The sequence below is a fragment of the Tsukamurella tyrosinosolvens genome (assembly GCF_900104775.1).
Classification (GTDB): Bacteria; Actinomycetota; Actinomycetes; order Mycobacteriales; family Mycobacteriaceae; genus Tsukamurella; species Tsukamurella tyrosinosolvens.
The window spans coordinates 2,049,080-2,066,219 of record NZ_FNSA01000003.1; the positions used below are offsets into that span (position 1 = coordinate 2,049,080).

Here is a 17,140-nt window from a genome sequence, read left to right on the forward strand (position 1 = left end):
GGGGATCAGTATCCCTTCTGGGGTCGGAAATTCCGCAGTCGCAGGCTGTTGCTGACGACGAAGACGGAGGACAGCGCCATGGCGGCGCCGGCGAGCATGGGGTTGAGCAGCCCGGCGGCCGCCAGGGGGAGCGCCGCGACGTTGTAGGCGAAGGCCCAGAACAGGTTGGCCTTGATCGTGCCCAGGGTGCGGCGCGAGAGTCGGATCGCGTCGACGACGGTGCTCAGGTCGCCGCTGACGAGGGTGAGGTCGGCGGCCGCGATCGCGGCGTCGGTGCCGGTGCCCATGGCGATGCCGAGGTCGGCGGCCGCCAGCGCGGCCGCGTCGTTGATCCCGTCGCCGACCATCGCCACCGCGCGGCCGTCGGCCTGGAGGCGGCGCACCGCCTCCACCTTCTGCGCGGGCAGCACCCCTGCGATCACCTCGTCGACGCCGACCTGCGCGGCGACGAACCGCGCCGCGGGCTCGTTGTCGCCGGTGAGCATGATCGGGCGCAGGCCCAGACCGCGGAGCCGGGCGATCGCCTCCCGCGAGGTGGGTTTGACCTCGTCGGAGACGACGACCACGCCGCGGGCGGCGCCGTCCCAGCCGACCGCGATCGGGGTCTGGCCCCGGTGCTGGGCCTCGTCGAAGGACGCGCGCAGGTCGTCGGGCAGGGGCATACGGGCCTCGTCGAGCAGGCTCGGGCGCCCGACGGTGACGGCCCGGCCGCCCACCGCGCCCCGGACCCCGAGGCCGGGTACCGCGGCGAAGTCGTCCACCGGTGCGAGCGGCTCGGGGGCGGCCCGCACCACGGCGCGGGCTATCGGATGCTCCGATGCGGCCTCGAGCGCGGCGGCGACGGCGAGCACCTCGTCGGCGGTCTCGCCCTTCGCCGCGTGCACCGCCTGGAGGGTCATCACGCCGGTGGTCACGGTGCCGGTCTTGTCGAGGAGGGCGGTGTCGACGGTGCGGGTGTGCTCCAACGCCTCGGGCCCCTTGATGAGGATCCCGAGCTGCGCGCCGCGACCGGTGCCGACCAGGAGGGCCGTCGGGGTGGCGAGGCCGAGCGCGCAGGGGCAGGCGATGATGAGCACGGAGACGGCTGCGGTCAGGGCCATCGACGCCGGCTGGCCGGTGCCGAGCCAGAAGCCGAGGGAGCCCACCGCGACGGCGATGACGATCGGGACGAAGACGCCCGAGATGCGGTCGGCGAGGCGTTGGGCCGTGGCCTTCCCGGCCTGCGCGTCCTCGACGAGGCGGCCCATCTGGGAGAGCTGCGTGTCCGCGCCGACGCGGGTGGCGCGGACGACGAGCCTGCCGCCGGCGTTGACCGTCGCGCCGGCGACGGGATCGCCTGAGCGCACTTCGACGGGCACCGACTCGCCGGTGAGCATCGAGGCGTCGACGGCGGATTGCCCCGCGACGACGACGCCGTCGGTGGCGATCTTCTCGCCCGGCCGCACGACGAACTCGTCGCCCACCGCGAGGTCGCCGATGGGGACGAGCGTCTCGACACCGTCGCGCAGCACGGTCGCGTCCTTGGCGCCGAGCTCGAGCAGGGCGCGCAGTGCGGCGCCGGCCCGCCGCTTGCTCTTCGCCTCGAAATAGCGACCGGCCAGGATGAACGTCGTGACGCCGGCGGCCGCCTCGAGGTAGATGTTGGCGGTGCCGTCCATCCGCTCGATGCTGAACGTGAACGGGTGGGTCATCCCGGTGACGCCCGCCGCGCCCCAGAACAGGGCGTAGACGGACCAACCGAACGCGGCGAGCACGCCGATCGAGACGAGCGTGTCCATCGTCGCGGTGCCGTGCCGGAGGTTGGTCCACGCCGCACGGTGGAAGGGGAGCGCGCCCCATACCGCCACCGGCGAGGCCAGGGTCAGCGAGAGCCACTGCCAGTAGTCGAACTGCAGCGCCGGGATCATCGCCATCGCGATCACCGGGATGGTGAGCGCCCCACTCACCAGCAGGCGCCGGCGCAGCGCGTCCGTGGGCTCGTGGGTGCGGCCGGCCGGCTCGTCCTCCTCGTCGTCGCCCGGAGGTGCGGGCACGTGCGCGGCGTAGCCCGCCTGCTCCACGGTGTCGATGAGGACCGCGGCGTCCGTGCCCGCGGGCGCCGTGACGTGCGCCTTCTCGGTGGCGAAGTTGACGGTGGCGGTGACCCCGTCGAGCTTGTTCAGTTTGCGCTCGATCCGGTTCGCGCACGAGGCGCACGTCATGCCCTCGATCGCGAGGTCGAGCACGGTCTCGGACGGGCGGGTGTCAGTGGACATCGTGGCCTCCCTCCGAGGTCGACGGTGCGCCGGCGTGCGGCCCCGGACCGTCGGACGACGGCCCGACAGCGGCGCCCACGGCGAACGAGGCGGCGAAGACGACGGCCAGTCCGGCCGCGAACACGCCTATCGTCACCAGGGGATTCATCGCCGTACCCGCCTTCCGCATCCGTGCATCCTACTATACCCCCCTAGGGTACGAAGGCGGCGGCACCGCGGCCGCGGCACATGTAATGGTTGAAACGTCGAATGAGCCGGTCGCACGCTGAATCGCATGAACGAGAACGAGCTGCAGATCCACGCCTGGGAGACCGAGTCGCACCACCCGACCAGCGAGGGGGTCGTGATGTACCAGCGCTGCGCCTGCGGCGCGTGGCGGATCAAGCTGGTCGGCCGGAACGCGGAGGTGCCCGTGTCGGAGCCCGAGATCACCGCGCAGGCGGGATGATCGTCCCGTGCAGTTCGACCACGACAACATGACCGGGGTACGCCTCTCCGTCGACCTGGTGAACCTCCGGGCTGACGGCGCGTGGACCGAGGACCGGGTCGCGGCGGCGCTGCACCAGCACGAGATCCGCCGGATCGAGCTGGACGAGCGGGCGGTGCGCGGCCTCGGCGAGTGGACAGAGCTGCTGCGGGCGCCCTTCCTCACCGAGACCGTCGACGACCGCTGCACCGCGGTGAACCGGCTCCTCGCCGCGGGTACGGCGGGGATCTACCTCACCGCGCACGACGACTGGCGGCCCCACCTGCACTTCACCCCGGAGACCGAGTCCCTTCTGGGCCGCGTCAAGGCCGTCACTGCCGGCGGGCTGGCCGTCTTCACCACCGAGGCCGAGGGCGCGCGCCTCGGTGCCTGCGCCCGTGAGGGCTGCCCGAAGGTCTTCGCCGACACCAGCCGCGGCGGCCGGCAGTCCTACTGCTCGCCGCGCTGCGCGAACACCGACGCGGTGCGCCGGCACCGCCGGGCCTGACGCGGTCCCTAGATCGGGGAGATCGACCGCCGCTTCTGCGGCACCCGCGGCGGGCGGCGCCGGACCCGGCCCAGCGCCTCCGCGAGCATGGGCCGCGTCGCCGACGGGAGCACCACGTCGTCGATGCCGAAGCCGTCGGCCGCGAGCAGCGGGTCGACGTTCGCCTGGAACAGAGTGATGAGGTCGCCGCGGGCCTTGGCCGGATCGGGCGCCGCCTCGTACTGCGACCGGAAGGCGAGGTCGACCGCGCTCTCGATGGGGATCGCGCAGATCTCCGCGGTGGGCCAGGCCAGCGAGAGGTCGGCCTCGATGCTGCGGCCGCCGCCCATCGCGATGTACGCGGCGCCGTAGGCCTTGCGGGTCACGATCACGAAGCGCGGGACCGTCGCGGCGGCCAGCTCGTAGCCGAGCCGGGCGCTGCGCCGCACCAGATTGGTCTCCTCGGCGCCCGCGCCGACGAGGAAGCCGGGCAGGTCGATGAGGATCAGCAGCGGGAGCCCGAAGGTGTCGCACACCGCGATGAAGTGCGCCGCCTTCTCGCAGGCGTTGGCATCGAGCGCGCCCGCGTGGAAGCGCGGCTGATTCGCGACCACGCCCACCGCGCGGCCGTCGATCCGCGCGAAGGCCGTCACGATGTTCGGCGCGTGCAGGCGCTTGAGCTCGAACACGGTGTCCACGTCCGCGATCGCCTCGATGACGTCCACCACGTCGTACGCCTGTCGCATCGACGACGGGACCAGCGTGTCGATGGCGTCCGCCGTGTCGCCGGGCTCGTACGGGCCGGCGGGGACCAGCGGCTCGTCGGCAGCGGAGGCGGGCAGGTAACTCAGGAAGGCGCGGATCGCGTCGACCGCCTCCTGCTCGGTGTCGGTCACCACGTCGACGACGCCGCGCTCGGCCTGCAGGTCGGCGCCGCCGATCTCGTCGTTGGTGAGGTTCTCACCCGTCGCGGCCTGCACCAGCGGCGCCGACGAGATGCCGATGGTGCCCATGCCGCGCACGATCGTCACGAAGTCGCAGCACGCCGAGATATTCGCGGGCGCACCGAATCCGGGGCCCATCATCGCCGCGACGAGCGGCACGTGGCCGGAGAGGTCGGCCAGGCGCAGCAGCAGCTTCGACCCCGGGGCCGCGAGCCGGGAGTCCAGGGCCTCCTGCATGCGGTGGCCGCCGCCGTCCATGAGCATGACGAGGGGGATCCCGTCGAGCAGGGCGCGCTCGGCGCACCGGTCCAGCTTCGCCATTCCGGTGGCGCCGTTGCTGCCGCCGAGCACGGTGAAGTCGAACGCCGCGATCGCCGCGGGCCGACCGTCGATGTAGCCGATGCCGGTGACCACGCCGTCGCCCGGAGCGACCAGCGGAGCGGCGCCCTGCTGTGCGGGGCCGGGCCCGGCGAGCGCGCCGAACTCGTGGAAGCCGCCGCTCGCGAGGAGCGCGACCCGCTCGCGGGCGGTCATCTTGCCGCGGGCGTGCTGCTTGGCCACCTTCTCGGCGCGCGCCTCGTCGGTGACCGCCCGGTAGGCGGCTCGCACGCGGTCGTTCAGTGCCTGTTCCGGTGTGGGTTCGCTCACGATCGGAAGTTAGCAGGCCGTCACCGAGAGGTGGACAGCCGGCCGGGTTCCGTCCATTCCCGCCGGTCCGCACGCCGCGCGTCTAGCCCGGCAGCGCGTCGCCGGGGAAGCTCAGGCACGGGTACACCTCGCTGTGCATCATCTCGGCCCGCACACACGGGTCGCCGGCGATGATCTCCGCGGCGCGCTCGGCGGGCACCGTCATCACCGCCATCCCGGCCATGGCGTCGTCGAGGATCGGGCACAGGATCGCGATGACTCCGTCGGCGCGCAGGGACACCATGCGCCGCTGATGCTCTCGTTCGATCGCCTCGGCACCGTCCTGGTCGCGGCGCGGGCCCCAGCGCAGCAGGACCAGGCTGTACGGCTGCGCGGTCCGCACCAGATCCTGAATCTGTTCGTCCGTCACGGTCGTGCCCACGGTCGCTCCTGCGCTGGTTCCAGTCCTTCGCGGTCCGTCCTCACGCTACTGCGCGTGCGGCACGCGCCTCATCCCTTTCCAGAACGCGATGTGTCACGTGCTGCTGGCCGTAGGTCCAGATGTTGTTCGCCACCCAATACAGCAGGATCGCGACGGGGAGGACTGGTCCCGCGACGATGCTGCCCACGGGCATCACCCACAGCATGAGCTTGCGCATGATGTCGGCCTGCATCGGGTTGCTGCCCGTGTCGGTGATCTGGTGGCTCAGGGAGAAGCGCGCGTTGACGTGCGTCGCGAGGCATGCGATGAGCATCAGCGGGATCGCGACGGCCGCGATCGACGCGACACTCGGCACGCCGCCGAACTGCGCGAACGAGGCGAGGACGGTGTCGGAGCTCGACATCGATACGGAGATCGGCGCGCCGAACAGGCGGGCGCCCAGGAACGACTGCACGTCGTGCGCGGAGAAGACGTGGTTCGCGGTGTTCGCGTTCTGCTCCGGCGTGAGCCCGAGCTGACCGAGGCCGGTTCCGGTGCGGTTGAACGAGCGCAGCACGTGGTAGAGGCCGAAGAAGACGGGGATCTGTACCAGCGCGGGCAGGCACCCGAGCAGCGGCCGGACCCCGTGCTCGCGCTGGAGTTTCTGCGTTTCCAGGGCCAGCTTCCGGGTGTCCTTTCCGTGCTGTCGCCGCAGGGTGTCGAGCTGGGGGCGCAGCTTCTGCAGGCGACGGCCCGTGCGCGCGGAGACGATGCCGGGCCACAGCAACAGGGCGCGGACGGTGAAGACGAGGAAGACGACGGACAGGGCCCAGGCGACGCCGTTGTCGGCGCCGAGGATCGCACCGAAGACGCGATGCCAGGCCCAGAGGACGGCGGAGATCGGGTAGTAGACGACATCGAGCATGAAAGAAGCACCTCACAGGCAGGGGTGCGCGCGAGTGACCGCGCGCAGCGGAAAGGGTCTGCGTGTGCGGCGTGTGCCGGGAAGGAAGGGCTACGCCGCGGAGGCGGCGAAGCCGGGTGCTCGAGGTCGACGGGGCCGCCCCGCTCCGTTGGGCATGGAACTGCGGCGGTAGGCGCCCCGGAGCCGTTGGTCCGGTTCCCGTCCTGTCTGAGGGCCCGACGGTGCGCGGTCGTCCCGGTCCGCAGCCGCACGGCAGAGCGCGGCGACGGCGATGGCGAGGGCGATACCGACGAGGGCGGCGGCACCGTCGGACACGGCGACGCCGGCGACGAACAGCGCGACCACCGCGATCCACGGCGCGGAGATGTCGCCCCAGCGGGGGAGTCTCCGGAGCAGGTCGGCGGTCATGGTTGCCACAGTACGGGAGAATGGCTGAAGCCCCGGCCGCGTACGCGGCCGGGGCTTCTTGAGCGGATGACGGGATTCGAACCCGCGACCCTCACCTTGGCAAGGTGATGCGCTACCACTGCGCTACATCCGCGTGCCCATCGGGCGAGCAACAAGTTACACGAAAGTTGCGCCCCGACGCGAATCGGATGGTGGCGTCAGGCTTCCCGCGGCAGGAGCAGCACCTTGCCGACGGAGTCCTTCGATTCGAGGAGGGCCTGTCCCTGCTCCGCCTCGGCGAGCGGCAGCCGCGCGGAGATCACTGGCTCGATGAGGCCCTTCTCCACGAGCGGCCACTCGTTCGCGGCGACCGCGGCGACGATCTCCGCCTTCGATCCGGGGCCGGTCAGGGGCCGGTTCCGCACGTTCAGTCCGATGATCCGGGCCCGCTTGCCGATGAGCGCGCCGACGTTCACCTCACCCGTGAACCCGCCCTGCATACCGATGATCACGAGCCGCCCGCCGACGCCCAGCGCGTCGATGTTCCGGGGGAGGTAGCTGCCGCCCATGATGTCGAGGATCACATCGACCTGGCCCGCCAGCTCGGCGGCGAAGTCCTGCTCGCGGTAATTGATCACGATGTCGGCGCCGAGCTCGCGACAGCGCTGGGCCTTGCCCTCCGAACCGACGGTGACGGCCACCCGCGCGCCGAGCGCCTTCGCGACCTGGATCGCATGGGTCCCGATGCCGCTGCCACCGCCGTGCACGAGGAGCAGATCGCCGGCCTTCAGTCCGGCGTCCATGACGATCGTGGACCACACGGTGCTCGCGACCTCCGGGAGTGCCGCTGCGTCGATCAGCGGGACGCCGGCCGGAACGGGCAGCAACTGCGCTGCGGGGACCACCGCGTACTCGGCGTAGCCGCCGCCCGCCATGAGAGCGCACACCTCGTCGCCGACGGCGGGGCCATCGACGTCCGGGCCCAGCAGAACGACGGTGCCCGAGACCTCCATGCCCATGACGTCGGTGATCCCGGGCGGGGGCGGGTAGAGGCCCTGGCGCTGCAGGAGGTCGGCGCGGTTGATCCCTGCCGCCTCGATGCGGACGAGGACCTCGCCGGCGGCGGGAACGGGGGTGGGGATCTCATCGATGACGAGGTTCTTCTCGTCGTCGACGACGATCGCGCGCATGGACGTGGGGACGGAGGTCATGGTGGGTGCCTTTCGGTCGGGTGCGGTCAGCGGACGGAGATCGGGACGGGCATGTGCAGGGCCGCCTGTGCTCCAGTGTTCACGTCCAGCGCGATGGCGCGGATCGGCCTGAGGGATCGGACGTCGTCGGACATGCGGCCCTCGCCGAGCGTGAGGTCGATTCCGCGGGGGAACGGCGAGGTCCCGGTCGCGAGGACGTTGGTCTGGTTGAGCGTGGCGAACCAGGCGTTCCCGCGCCGCGTGTAGGACGTGAGCGTGGAGACCTTCGCGCCGCTGGCGTGCGCCCTCTGCCGTGGGGTGCGGGCGGAGAAGGCGAGATCGACGCCACCGTCGGCGGTGGCGACCCGGGCGGAGGTGCTCGCGGCGGTGATGTCGACGTCGAGGTCGGTGACCCATTTCGGGAAGCCGTAGCCGTCGTGCCCGCGGACCTGCGCGATCTCGGTGTTGACCGGGAGTGAGAGGACGTAGGAGTGCAGGTGGTCGCCGCCGAGTGCGGAGGCGAGATCCGCGACGCCCGGGCCGCCGTGGCGCGCCGGGCGTACCGCGACCCCGACGGCGGCCTCGGTGTAGAAGTCGATGTCGCAGACGTCGTAGCGGAAGAACATGACCGAGACGAGGCCCAGGCCGGGCGCGACCTCCAGCGGGGTCAGTTCCTCGGGGAGCCGCCGGCGGATGGCGCGGGTCGGGGCGAGCATCGTCAGTCGCGCGGAGGACATCGCGTAGTAGAAGTTCGGCGTGCGCGTGGGGCCGATGGGGGAGTCGACCCGCGCCTTCGGCAGCGCGCGGAAGAAGTCGACGTCGCGTACGCGCGGGTCGGCGGCGATCTCGTCGAGCGGTGTGTCCATCCGGTACCGGTCGTAGAGGCCGTCCCTCGGGATGCGGACGGTGCGACCGCCCAGGTCGACCTCGACGGTGTCGGTTGCTGCTGCGGTCATGTCCAGGCTCCTCGCCTCGGTGATGTGTGCGGTGCTTACATCGAGCGTAGATATCAATGTAAGCAGTGTCAACACGAGAGGTGTGCCGTGCTGGCCGCGGGCGATTTGTCCGCGTGGTGCTAACGCTCACCCAAGGGGCAGCGATTCATGTGCAACTGGAGATCGCGGATGCTAAACCGGAATGAGGGGACATGAACGCTTCGATGCGTGTCACGAGTGCTGTCTTGCTCGTCGGCGTGGCCGCGGGTGCTTCATCCTGCGGCGATCGCGGAGAGGCTTCGGCTCCCGCGGGCACGGTAGCCGTGTCAACAATCGGAGCCCGACAACAAGGGGGCTCGTCAGGGCGGGAATCGGCATCGTCCGTTATGCGGTCGGCAGAGGCGGCGAGCTCGTCATCCGCCGCCCGTGTGACGCCGACAGCGCTCTCGGAAAGTGCCGTCGGCGTCACACGCGTGACAACTGAAACGGGCAAGACGACGTGCAACGTCTATGTGGATCGGGTCGAATGCCAGTCCGGCGCGTTCGGCAAGAACTATCGCGCGCCATCGGGAGAGCCCGCTAATGGTTTCGTCTACCGCGGCGGGCGAGTGAACTGGACGTACGGAAACATGGCTGTGACCTGGCCGGCCACAGTGATCCACTACGGGAACACGTACTCCGCCTTTGGGTGGACCATCGAGGCGAGCTCACGAATGACGGTCTTCGGCCGGGAAGGGCACGGCGTCATCGTCGACGTCACCAAAACGTCGACATTCTAGAGGTGTGGCTGCGGCGCTTCTCGAAGAGCGCTCCGGGGTGAATGCGCTCGGACGCACCGGTTCCGCTCCAGCCACTGACACGACGGTACCCGCGTGCGCGGAATTGGTGGCGCCGGCTACCGCGAGCCCCCGACGCCATGGAGGTCCGGGGCTGGGCCGAGCACTTCCATTCCGTGCTCGCGATAGAGGTACGCGATGTCATTGTCGTGGCGGACGTTGCCGAGCTCGAGGTCGACGATCTTGTTTGTGAACCGCTCGAAGTTGCCGTTGTTGGTGATCAGTAGAATGTCACTTTCGCTCGTGACGGTGTCCCAGGTGTGCGGGATGCCTCGTGGCAGCCACACCGACCCGCCGGCCGATACGTCCACTGTCTCGCATTCGTCGAGCCAGTCAGCGCCATGGAAGTATCTGACGGTTCCGCGTAACACCACGTAGACCTCGTCCTCGAAATGATGCACATGCAGCGGAGGGGCTATCCCTGGGCGAATGGTCGAGGAGATCATGTAGAAGCGATCGGAGGTCTGCTCGGAGCTGAGTTTCACCGACGCGGCGGCGCCGTAGTAGGAGAAGGTGTGTTGGTCGGCGACGTTGGTGGCGGAGACCTTGCTGGTCACGGAGATTTTCATCGGGCGTCGTCCTGCCTGTCGTACGGAGGATAGTCGGTGTAGCCGCGCTCGCCTCCGTCGTAGAAGTACTCGGGGCGCGGTGTGTTCAACGGGTACCCGTGGCGCAAGCGCTCGATAAGGTCCGGGTTCGCGAGTGCGTGGGTGCCGACCGATTCCAGGTCCGCGACTCCGGCTGCGATATCGGATCCGATCTGGTCGACAGTGCGGCCGGCACGATTGATGATGATGGCGCCCGGCCACACCTCACGTAGGCGTTCAAGCATGTGCTCGTCCTTCGCCGTCGTCGGGCGGAGGAATGCGACGTGCAGGTACGCGAGGTCGAGCGGCGCGAGGGCTGCGACGAATCGTTCGTACAAGTCGGGGTAGTCCGCGCCCTCGTCGATCTCGCCAACGGTCCCACCGGGGGTTATACGGATCCCCACCCGGGATCCGCCGATCGCGCCGGCCGTGGCCTGGGCCACGCGCAAGGGGAACCGGATCCGGTTGCGCACTGGACCGCCGAATTCATCGGTTCGGATGTTGGTGTTGGGGGAGAGGAACTGTTGGAGCAAGTATCCGTTGGCGGCGTGCAGCTCCACCCCGTCGATTTCGGCTTGAGTGGCGGCCCGGGCCGCTGAGGCGAAGTCCGAGATGGTCCTGTCGATGTCGTTGCGCGTCATCTCTCGCGCCCGCGGGATCGCTTGCGTGCCGGTCGCGGTGTGCATCGTCGTGTGCGTGACTGGAATCGCCGAGGGGGCCACCGCCTGGGTGCCGAATCGGGTGTTGTCGGGGTCGGCGATGCGTCCGGCGTGCATGAGCTGGACGAAGATTCGGCCACCCTCGTCATGGACCTCCTGTGCGACGCGCCGCCAGCCGGCTATATGTTCGGGCAGGTAGATGCCTGGCGTCGACGGGTAGCCCTGCCCCTCGTCGGACGGCTGCGTCCCTTCGGTGATGAGCAAGCCCAGGCCGGCGCGCTGCCGGTAGAACTCGGCGATCAGTTCGGTCGGCGTGCCGTCGTAGTCGGCGCGACTTCTGGTCATCGGGGCCAGGGCGACTCTGTTGTCCAGGGCCAGTTCGCCCACCGTGACATCGTCGAACAGTTGAGGCATGGCTGTGCTCCCCTTGCGTCGGTTGACCGGTGCACGGGCAGGTCGCCGGTCTCGTGCACCGAAACAGTTTCTGAGCAGATATTCAAGATGTGGCGATAGTGCCAGTGTGGTTGCCCGTCGTCAAGCTATACTGAATGCACGATCAAAAAATACGTGGAGGTTGTGATGGTGATTGGGCGGCCGCGTGGATTCGACGATGAGGAGGTGTTGAGTGCGGCGGAGAGGGTGTTCTGGGAGAAGGGGTTCGATGGGACGACCCTCGCGGATCTGCGCGAGGCGACGGGGCTGAACCCTGGCAGCCTCTACGGCGCGTTCGGGTCCAAGGCGGGGCTGTTCGCCCGCGTTGTGGAGCACTACCGCCAGACGGTCGCTGGGTACATCCCCGCGGCTCTTGAGAAGGAGTCGTTCAACGAGGTGGTGCGCGCTCTACTGGAGGGCGTGATCCGCGCGGCGACGGATGAGCGGACTCCGCCAGGATGTCTACTCGTGCACAGTTCGCTCTCCTCGAGCGGCATTCCTGATGAGATGAGGAAAGAGATTCGCCTTCAGCGCGCAGGGATTCAGAGTTCGATCTCGGAGCGGGCGCGGGAGGCGCAGGCGAAGGGGGAGCTCTCGGGCGCGGTGTCCGCCGACGGGGTGGCGGCGTACACGCTCGTGCTGTCGAACGGCCTGGCCGCCGCTGCATCATCCGGGATTGAAACGCGCGCCCTCAAGGAGGTGATCGAACTGGCTTTGGGACGGCTTCCGTGGGATCACGCCTGAGTGGCAGGGTTGTGCGCGACCTGTGGCGGCGACCGTCGGCCTGACTCAACGATCGAGCAGGCGGTTCCGGTACGCGGCGAGGAAGGCGTCGAAGCGCTCGTCTGCCGGCCAGTGTTCGGCGAAGTACTTGTCGGCGAGGTCGGACGAGTCCGCGAGAGCGCTCTCGCCGCGATCGGTGAGGCGAAGAGTGTGACTGCGCCGGTCGTCGGTGCTTGCTACTCGCTCCAGCATTCGTGCCTGGACGAGGCGCTCGATGATCTTCGTCGCCGCGCCCGGGGTTATGACGAGGGCGGTTGCGACATCGAGGGGCCGCACCTGTCGGCCTGAGGCGATCACGTTCATGGTTTCGACGGATCCGAGGCGAGGGAGGCCGGCGTCGGCGAGGCGGTCTTCCAGTCCCTTCCAGAGTCTGGTCTCCACCTCGACCAGGAGACGGAGTCGCCGAAGGCCTCGGTCCGGGCGAGCCATCGCGGTCTCCCTTCCTTGCCTGGGGTGAGGCGAGCGCGACCAGTCAAACACCATCCGACCGTACCGTCGCGACCGGTCTGTCCGCGGTCGATTGTGTGGCAGTGCTGTGCGGTAGCAACACGTGGCAAGATTCGCGTGGCGATATCGCATACAAAATAGAGAATCATGTAGTAGTTTCCGTGGAAGTTAATTTGCCGGCGGGTGAGGAGGCGGCTGCGATGAGGCCCTTCATGCGGGCGGTCGTCCTCGATGATGTCGGCGACAGTTCGACGCTTCGGCCGCGGATGCTGCCGGTGCCGGAGCCGCCGCGCGGCTGGGTTCGTGTGCAGGTACGTGCTGCGGGTGTCCAGGGCTCCGATCTGTATCCACTGCGCGAGCGCGCGGACGGTGGACGTGTGCCGTTCGTGCCGGGTATCGAGGCCGTCGGTGTCGTCGAGACGTCGGCGAGCGAACGTTTCGGCGCCGGAGAACAGGTCGCCGTGGTGCTCGGGGGCACGAGAAGGACGTTCGGCGGCGGCTACGCGCAGTACATGGTGGTACCTGACTCCGCTGTCACCGCTTTCCGATCCGGTCTTCCGTGGTCGGTCCTCGGCGCCGTCCCGGAGACCCTGCAGACCGCCTACGGCTCACTGTCGGTCGGCATTGGTCTGCAGGCAGGGCAGTCATTGCTGATCCGTGGCGGAACGTCCGCGCTGGGTTATGTCGCGACCGCTCTGGCTGTAGATCGGGGTGCGACGGTACTCGCAACCACGCGCCGCGCCGACCGCCTCGGCGATCTGGCTCGTAGAGGCGTGCACGTGCCGCTCGTCGACAATGGGAAGGTCGCTGAACAGGTTCGTTCCATGATGCCGGATGGGGTCGACGCGGCATTGGAACTGGTCGGCACCGGTACCCTTCGAGACACTCTCGACGCGACGCGAATGCAGGGCACGGTCTGCATCACGCGCATGCTGTCCGGCCAGCGTGCGGTCGAGGGCTTCCGCCCGGTCGACTACCTTCCACGAGGAGTGCGTCTGACGGCCTACAACGGGGCTGCGCCCGATCTGCCCGCCGCGGTTTTGCAGCGTCACCTGGACATGATCGCCGACGGGCGTATCGATCGGGGCCCGGTGATGACCTACCCGCTCGATCAGGCATCGCGCGCTCACGACGATATCGAACACGGAAGAGTCTTCGGCAAAGCGGTGCTGATCGTCGATCACGACCCCGACCGGGTCACCGCGCGGACGGAATCGAGTTCCTACGATCGAACCGCGTGCGAGGGGGACGGGCGATGACGAATTCTCAGGGCGGCCGCGCCGGTCGGCTCGGAGTCGTTGCCTCCGAGCACCTGTCACGCGCGGCGATGCGCCGGGTCAAGGCACCCTTCCAGACCGAGCAAGCACGCGTGGACGAGCGCGACCGCCAGGCCCTCATCCTCGCCGAAGATCTCGTCCGCACCCTCGGAGCGATGAAGGGCGGCGCGATGAAGATCGGACAGGTTCTGTCGCTGCTGGACCTCGGGCTCACCTCACGGGAAGCGAGCGAGGACTTCGCTCGCACGCTCAGTGTGCTCTACGACACGGCGCCGCACGTCGCCTCGTCGCGCATGGTCGCCGTCATGGAGCGAGAGCTGGGGGCCGCAATGCGTTTGATCGCCGAGGTGGAGCCCGAACCCATTGCGGCCGCCTCGATCGGTCAGGTCTACCGAGCGACTCTGCACGACGGACGGACCGTTGCGATCAAGGTCCAATACCCGGACATCGGTACTGCGGTACGCGCCGACCTGAAGAACCTTGCTCTCTTCGCGAAACTCCGAGCGCGCAAGTATCCCAGTTTCGAACTGTCCGCCCTTGTGGACGAGGTCAGTATCAGAGTCCGCAGAGAACTGGACTACGCGGCGGAACTGGCGCACCACCGCGCCGTGCTCGGGCGTTTCGCCGGCCACCCTGTGTTCGTCATTCCAGAACTCGTCGAGGAACTCTGCACCGAGCGGGTGCTGACCACCGAGTTTCTCGATGGGCCTTCGTTGGGCGCCGCGGGCGACCTGCCAGCGACGATGCGGGATCACCTCGGGGAAGCGGTGTACCGCTTCTACAGCGGCGGGCTGTACGAGTTCGGGGAGTTCTGCGCTGACCCGCATCCCGGGAATGTCGTCATCCTCCCGGACGGCAAAGTCGGGTTCCTCGACTTCGGACTGTATGTCCGGATGGACCCCCAGCACAGTCGACTCGAGCGAGGAATCCTCAGGGCCACCCTCGACGGAGACGATGACTTGGCCTACGCGCTGGTGCTACAGACAGGCTTCCTGGCCGACCCTGAGGCGATGCCCCGGCAAACGGTGCTCGAGTTCATCGAGGTCGGGGTCGCGTGGCAGGCCGCTCCGGGGCCGACCACCATTACCCGCGACGTCGCCCGTGCACTGACTCGGAAGATGATGCTGCCCTCGTCTCCCTACTACTCGGCTGTGCGCCGACAGCGACTTCCCGACGCCTACTTATTCGCCCGCCGAACAGAATTGACCACGTGCGCTCTGCTGGCGACGTTCGAACCCACAGCACCGTGGCGGGCGATCGCCATGGAGTGGCTCGCCGGGGCGCCGCCGGTGACGCCGATGGGCCACCTGGTGCACCAGTGGCGGTGCGACCGAGAACGCTTCGCGGAGCTGGATTGATCAGTGGCGATTGTGGTCCAGTAAGGCGAGGAGGCTCGCTGCGACCGTGGCGGGCTCGACTGGCTGGTCGCCCACGAGCGTGGGGAAACACGCATTGACGACGGCTCCGATGATCGCCTGGGCGAGGAAGTCGACGTCGAGTTCAGGTCGCACCCAGCCTTTGTCGACGCCGTGCGTGAGCTCACGCGCGACGGGACGAGCCAGATCGACGAAGATCTGCAGGCCGTCCTCCCGCGCCTGGTCGTCAACCCCGACCGAGTAGAACAGGGCTATCGAGACCAGTGCCGCGTTACTCGTGGCGTAGTCCGCGAGGTTGAGGGCCTGATCATGGAGTTGCTGTCGGAAGCCGGACCGGTCCGTGGGCGTCGTGGTCGTCGTGAGTGCAGCCAGGCATTGCTCATGCACCTGGGTCAAGATTGCATCGAGCACCTCCCTCTTGTTGCGGAAGTAGGTATAGAAGGTGCCTTGGCTGACGCCGATCTTCTCGGTGATGTCGGCGACGCTGACGGCACGATATCCTTGGGTGGCGAACAGTGCGACCGAGGCGTCGAAGATCTGTCGCCGGCGCTCGTCGGGGGTGGCCGGCTTCGCCCTGCTACTTCTCGCCGTCACCGCTGTCACCCTCCGTGAAGATGCCGTTCTCGATGAAGATCCGCGCGGACTCGATGAACCGCTCGCGCCGTTCACCCGAGAATCGATCGGCCATCGAGGCGGCGAGTCCCGGTGCGAGAAGGGCAACGAGCATCCGAGCCACGACATCGCTGTCGACGGACGGAGGAAGTTCCGGACTCCTCGCCTGCCGCGTCGCTGCGAGCATCGGCGCCAAGTAGCTGATCAGGATGTTCTCGACCCCTACGGCTCGCATTCGTAGCTCGGGGTCGATCGCGGTGCTTTCGACGATGAGCAGTCGCAGCAGGTCCGGCTCCTCATCGAGCAGTTGGAAGAGGCGGCGTCCGGCCTCGGAGATCCGCTCCGCGATCACGGCATCCGCCGGATCGGCCGCGCTGAGCAATTCCTCCGGTTCGATCTTGTCCCACATGCGTTCGACGCCGTAGTCGAAGACCTCGTCGAGCAGTTCGCGCTTTCCCGAGAAATGGCGGTACATCGCGCCCTGCGAGATCCCGGCGCGGCGTGCGATGTCCGCGATCGTCGTCGCTTCGTATCCGCGGTCGCACAGTTCCGCGAACCCGGCGCGGATGATCTGTTCGCGCCTGCTTTCCCGGCGTTCCCCGCTCGTCACGGGTTCGGCGCGGCTGTTCGACACCCTGCGAGGCTATCTGATCCACCGCCTCGTGTGGACGCAGGATCACCTGTCGATGCGGTCGCGGGCGCGTCCGGTCGACGTGGCCTGCGCCGGGAACGCCCTAGGGACCTGCTGCTGTCGGCACGCCGGGCGTGTCCGGTGCGGATGCGGGGGCGGTCCCGGTCGGCTCGGCGCTCGGCGTCGATGCGGACGAGCTCGAGTCGGTGGTCGTCGCGGCCAGCGAGTTTCCGACGTCGCTCATCAGCCAGTTCTGGTTCCGGTCCACGACGATCGTGAAAGCGCTGGTCGTGGTCGTCGCCTGAGGCGCCTGAAGACTCGTGGCGACGACGTCGACCACCGCCATCACGCGGTAGACGCCGTCGACCTCCTCGGTGACTTTGGCCCCGACGAGGGTGCCCTTGGCTTTCACCCGGAGTGGGACCACCACCTGGCGCATCGTTTCGGCGACGCCGTCGAACCGCTTCGCCACCTGGTCGGTGACGCCCTTCTTGATCGCCGCGAGCCACGGAGCGATGTCGTCGAAATCAACCGTCGAGGCGCTCGCCGCGTACGTCCCTGCGATCGATTCGGCACGGTATCGATCGGCTGCCGACTGCTCGATCGTCCGGACTTTGCCGTGGTAGTCGACGGCGAAGTAGGTCGACGTCGCGGCGGCGGAGACGAGGGCCGTGGCGGCGACGGTGAGGACGGCCGTCCCCGTGCCTCGGCGATGCGCCTCGCGTCGGGCGGGAGTCGATGGCCGGCTCTTCGCCGGGCTGCTGGGGTCTTCGGCGGCTGAGGGATCCCGCGGTGCGCCGGTGGTGTCCGGAGCCGTCGCGGTTTCGTGCTCGTTCTCGGGGGAGGTGGTATCGGTGGGCATG

At 68.7% G+C, this 17,140-nt stretch carries 20 protein-coding genes and 1 tRNA gene; 6 read left to right on the top strand and 15 right to left on the bottom strand.

All coding sequences use genetic code 11. The features are described 5' to 3' along the window. Positions 1–5: 5 nt before the first annotated feature. On the bottom strand, positions 6–2,255 hold the full coding sequence (locus BLW32_RS11315) for a heavy metal translocating P-type ATPase (RefSeq protein WP_068742116.1): 2,250 nt from the start codon (positions 2,253–2,255) through the stop codon (positions 6–8). After that, positions 2,245–2,424 carry a hypothetical protein gene (locus tag BLW32_RS11320; protein ID WP_068742115.1) on the bottom strand — a complete coding sequence of 60 codons (180 nt, stop codon included), beginning with the start codon at positions 2,422–2,424 and terminating at the stop codon, positions 2,245–2,247. The genes BLW32_RS11315 and BLW32_RS11320 overlap by 11 nt, the downstream gene beginning before the upstream one ends. A gap of 105 nt (positions 2,425–2,529) precedes the next feature. Here BLW32_RS11320 and BLW32_RS27490 point away from each other — a divergent pair, with 105 nt between their 5' ends. Continuing rightward, a complete protein-coding gene (locus BLW32_RS27490; protein WP_170181060.1) occupies positions 2,530–2,703 on the top strand; it encodes a hypothetical protein in 174 nt (57 codons plus the stop codon). A 7-nt stretch (positions 2,704–2,710) separates the two neighbouring features. Then, entirely contained in the window at positions 2,711–3,229 is a 519-nt protein-coding gene (locus tag BLW32_RS11325) for a CGNR zinc finger domain-containing protein (protein WP_068742114.1), read from the top strand. A gap of 8 nt (positions 3,230–3,237) precedes the next feature. Here the strand turns inward: BLW32_RS11325 and BLW32_RS11330 are convergent, their stop codons facing one another. From BLW32_RS11330 to BLW32_RS11360, 7 genes are all read right to left on the bottom strand, one after another. Beyond that, entirely contained in the window at positions 3,238–4,800 is a 1,563-nt protein-coding gene (locus tag BLW32_RS11330) for an acyl-CoA carboxylase subunit beta (RefSeq protein ID WP_068525120.1), read from the bottom strand. A gap of 82 nt (positions 4,801–4,882) precedes the next feature. Beyond that, on the bottom strand, positions 4,883–5,221 hold the full coding sequence (locus BLW32_RS11335) for a hypothetical protein (RefSeq protein WP_068742113.1): 339 nt from the start codon (positions 5,219–5,221) through the stop codon (positions 4,883–4,885). 40 nt (positions 5,222–5,261) lie between these two features. After that, on the bottom strand, positions 5,262–6,125 hold the full coding sequence (yidC, locus tag BLW32_RS11340) for a membrane protein insertase YidC (protein WP_068742112.1): 864 nt from the start codon (positions 6,123–6,125) through the stop codon (positions 5,262–5,264). A gap of 90 nt (positions 6,126–6,215) precedes the next feature. Continuing rightward, positions 6,216–6,533 (bottom strand): DUF6412 domain-containing protein, encoded by a 318-nt coding sequence (locus tag BLW32_RS11345; protein ID WP_068742111.1) that lies wholly within the window; start codon positions 6,531–6,533, stop codon positions 6,216–6,218. 61 nt (positions 6,534–6,594) lie between these two features. After that, positions 6,595–6,666, bottom strand: a tRNA-Gly gene (locus tag BLW32_RS11350). A 64-nt stretch (positions 6,667–6,730) separates the two neighbouring features. Further along, the gene (locus BLW32_RS11355; RefSeq protein WP_068525123.1) at positions 6,731–7,702 is read right to left on the bottom strand and encodes an NAD(P)H-quinone oxidoreductase; all 972 of its coding nucleotides are present in this window, start codon (positions 7,700–7,702) and stop codon (positions 6,731–6,733) included. Positions 7,703–7,749: 47 nt separating this feature from the next. Further along, positions 7,750–8,658, bottom strand: coding sequence for an acetoacetate decarboxylase family protein (locus BLW32_RS11360; RefSeq protein ID WP_068742110.1), 909 nt, complete (start codon positions 8,656–8,658; stop codon positions 7,750–7,752). 452 nt (positions 8,659–9,110) lie between these two features. On the opposite strand from BLW32_RS11360, the gene BLW32_RS27025 reads away from it, so the two are divergent. After that, positions 9,111–9,416 (top strand): hypothetical protein, encoded by a 306-nt coding sequence (locus BLW32_RS27025; protein ID WP_139286129.1) that lies wholly within the window; start codon positions 9,111–9,113, stop codon positions 9,414–9,416. 116 nt (positions 9,417–9,532) lie between these two features. Here BLW32_RS27025 and BLW32_RS11365 read toward each other — a convergent pair whose 3' ends face one another. Both BLW32_RS11365 and BLW32_RS11370 read right to left on the bottom strand, forming a co-directional pair. Then, positions 9,533–10,030 carry a cupin domain-containing protein gene (locus BLW32_RS11365; protein ID WP_170181059.1) on the bottom strand — a complete coding sequence of 166 codons (498 nt, stop codon included), beginning with the start codon at positions 10,028–10,030 and terminating at the stop codon, positions 9,533–9,535. An 8-nt stretch (positions 10,031–10,038) separates the two neighbouring features. Continuing rightward, complete coding sequence (locus BLW32_RS11370) at positions 10,039–11,133, bottom strand: alkene reductase (protein WP_068742108.1); 1,095 nt, start codon at positions 11,131–11,133, stop codon at positions 10,039–10,041. A 153-nt stretch (positions 11,134–11,286) separates the two neighbouring features. Here BLW32_RS11370 and BLW32_RS11375 point away from each other — a divergent pair, with 153 nt between their 5' ends. After that, on the top strand, positions 11,287–11,895 hold the full coding sequence (locus BLW32_RS11375; protein WP_068742107.1) for a TetR/AcrR family transcriptional regulator: 609 nt from the start codon (positions 11,287–11,289) through the stop codon (positions 11,893–11,895). Positions 11,896–11,940: 45 nt separating this feature from the next. Here the strand turns inward: BLW32_RS11375 and BLW32_RS26710 are convergent, their stop codons facing one another. Next, a complete protein-coding gene (locus tag BLW32_RS26710; protein WP_170181058.1) occupies positions 11,941–12,315 on the bottom strand; it encodes a MarR family winged helix-turn-helix transcriptional regulator in 375 nt (124 codons plus the stop codon). 278 nt (positions 12,316–12,593) lie between these two features. On the opposite strand from BLW32_RS26710, the gene BLW32_RS11385 reads away from it, so the two are divergent. Then, positions 12,594–13,640, top strand: a complete 1,047-nt coding sequence (locus BLW32_RS11385) for a zinc-binding dehydrogenase (protein ID WP_082791490.1) — start codon at positions 12,594–12,596, stop codon at positions 13,638–13,640. After that, positions 13,637–15,016: an ABC1 kinase family protein gene (locus BLW32_RS11390; protein ID WP_068742105.1), complete on the top strand. Its 1,380-nt coding sequence runs from the start codon at positions 13,637–13,639 to the stop codon at positions 15,014–15,016. The genes BLW32_RS11385 and BLW32_RS11390 overlap by 4 nt, the downstream gene beginning before the upstream one ends. Here the strand turns inward: BLW32_RS11390 and BLW32_RS11395 are convergent, their stop codons facing one another. The 3 genes from BLW32_RS11395 to BLW32_RS11405 all read right to left on the bottom strand — a co-directional run bounded on the left by BLW32_RS11395 (position 15,017) and on the right by BLW32_RS11405 (position 17,139). Further along, positions 15,017–15,637, bottom strand: a complete 621-nt coding sequence (locus BLW32_RS11395; RefSeq protein ID WP_175546292.1) for a TetR/AcrR family transcriptional regulator — start codon at positions 15,635–15,637, stop codon at positions 15,017–15,019. It abuts the gene before it with no gap. After that, the gene (locus BLW32_RS11400) at positions 15,612–16,280 is read right to left on the bottom strand and encodes a TetR/AcrR family transcriptional regulator (RefSeq protein WP_068742103.1); all 669 of its coding nucleotides are present in this window, start codon (positions 16,278–16,280) and stop codon (positions 15,612–15,614) included. The genes BLW32_RS11395 and BLW32_RS11400 overlap by 26 nt, the downstream gene beginning before the upstream one ends. A 100-nt stretch (positions 16,281–16,380) precedes the next feature. Continuing rightward, entirely contained in the window at positions 16,381–17,139 is a 759-nt protein-coding gene (locus BLW32_RS11405) for a hypothetical protein (RefSeq protein WP_068742102.1), read from the bottom strand. Position 17,140 lies beyond the last annotated feature (1 nt).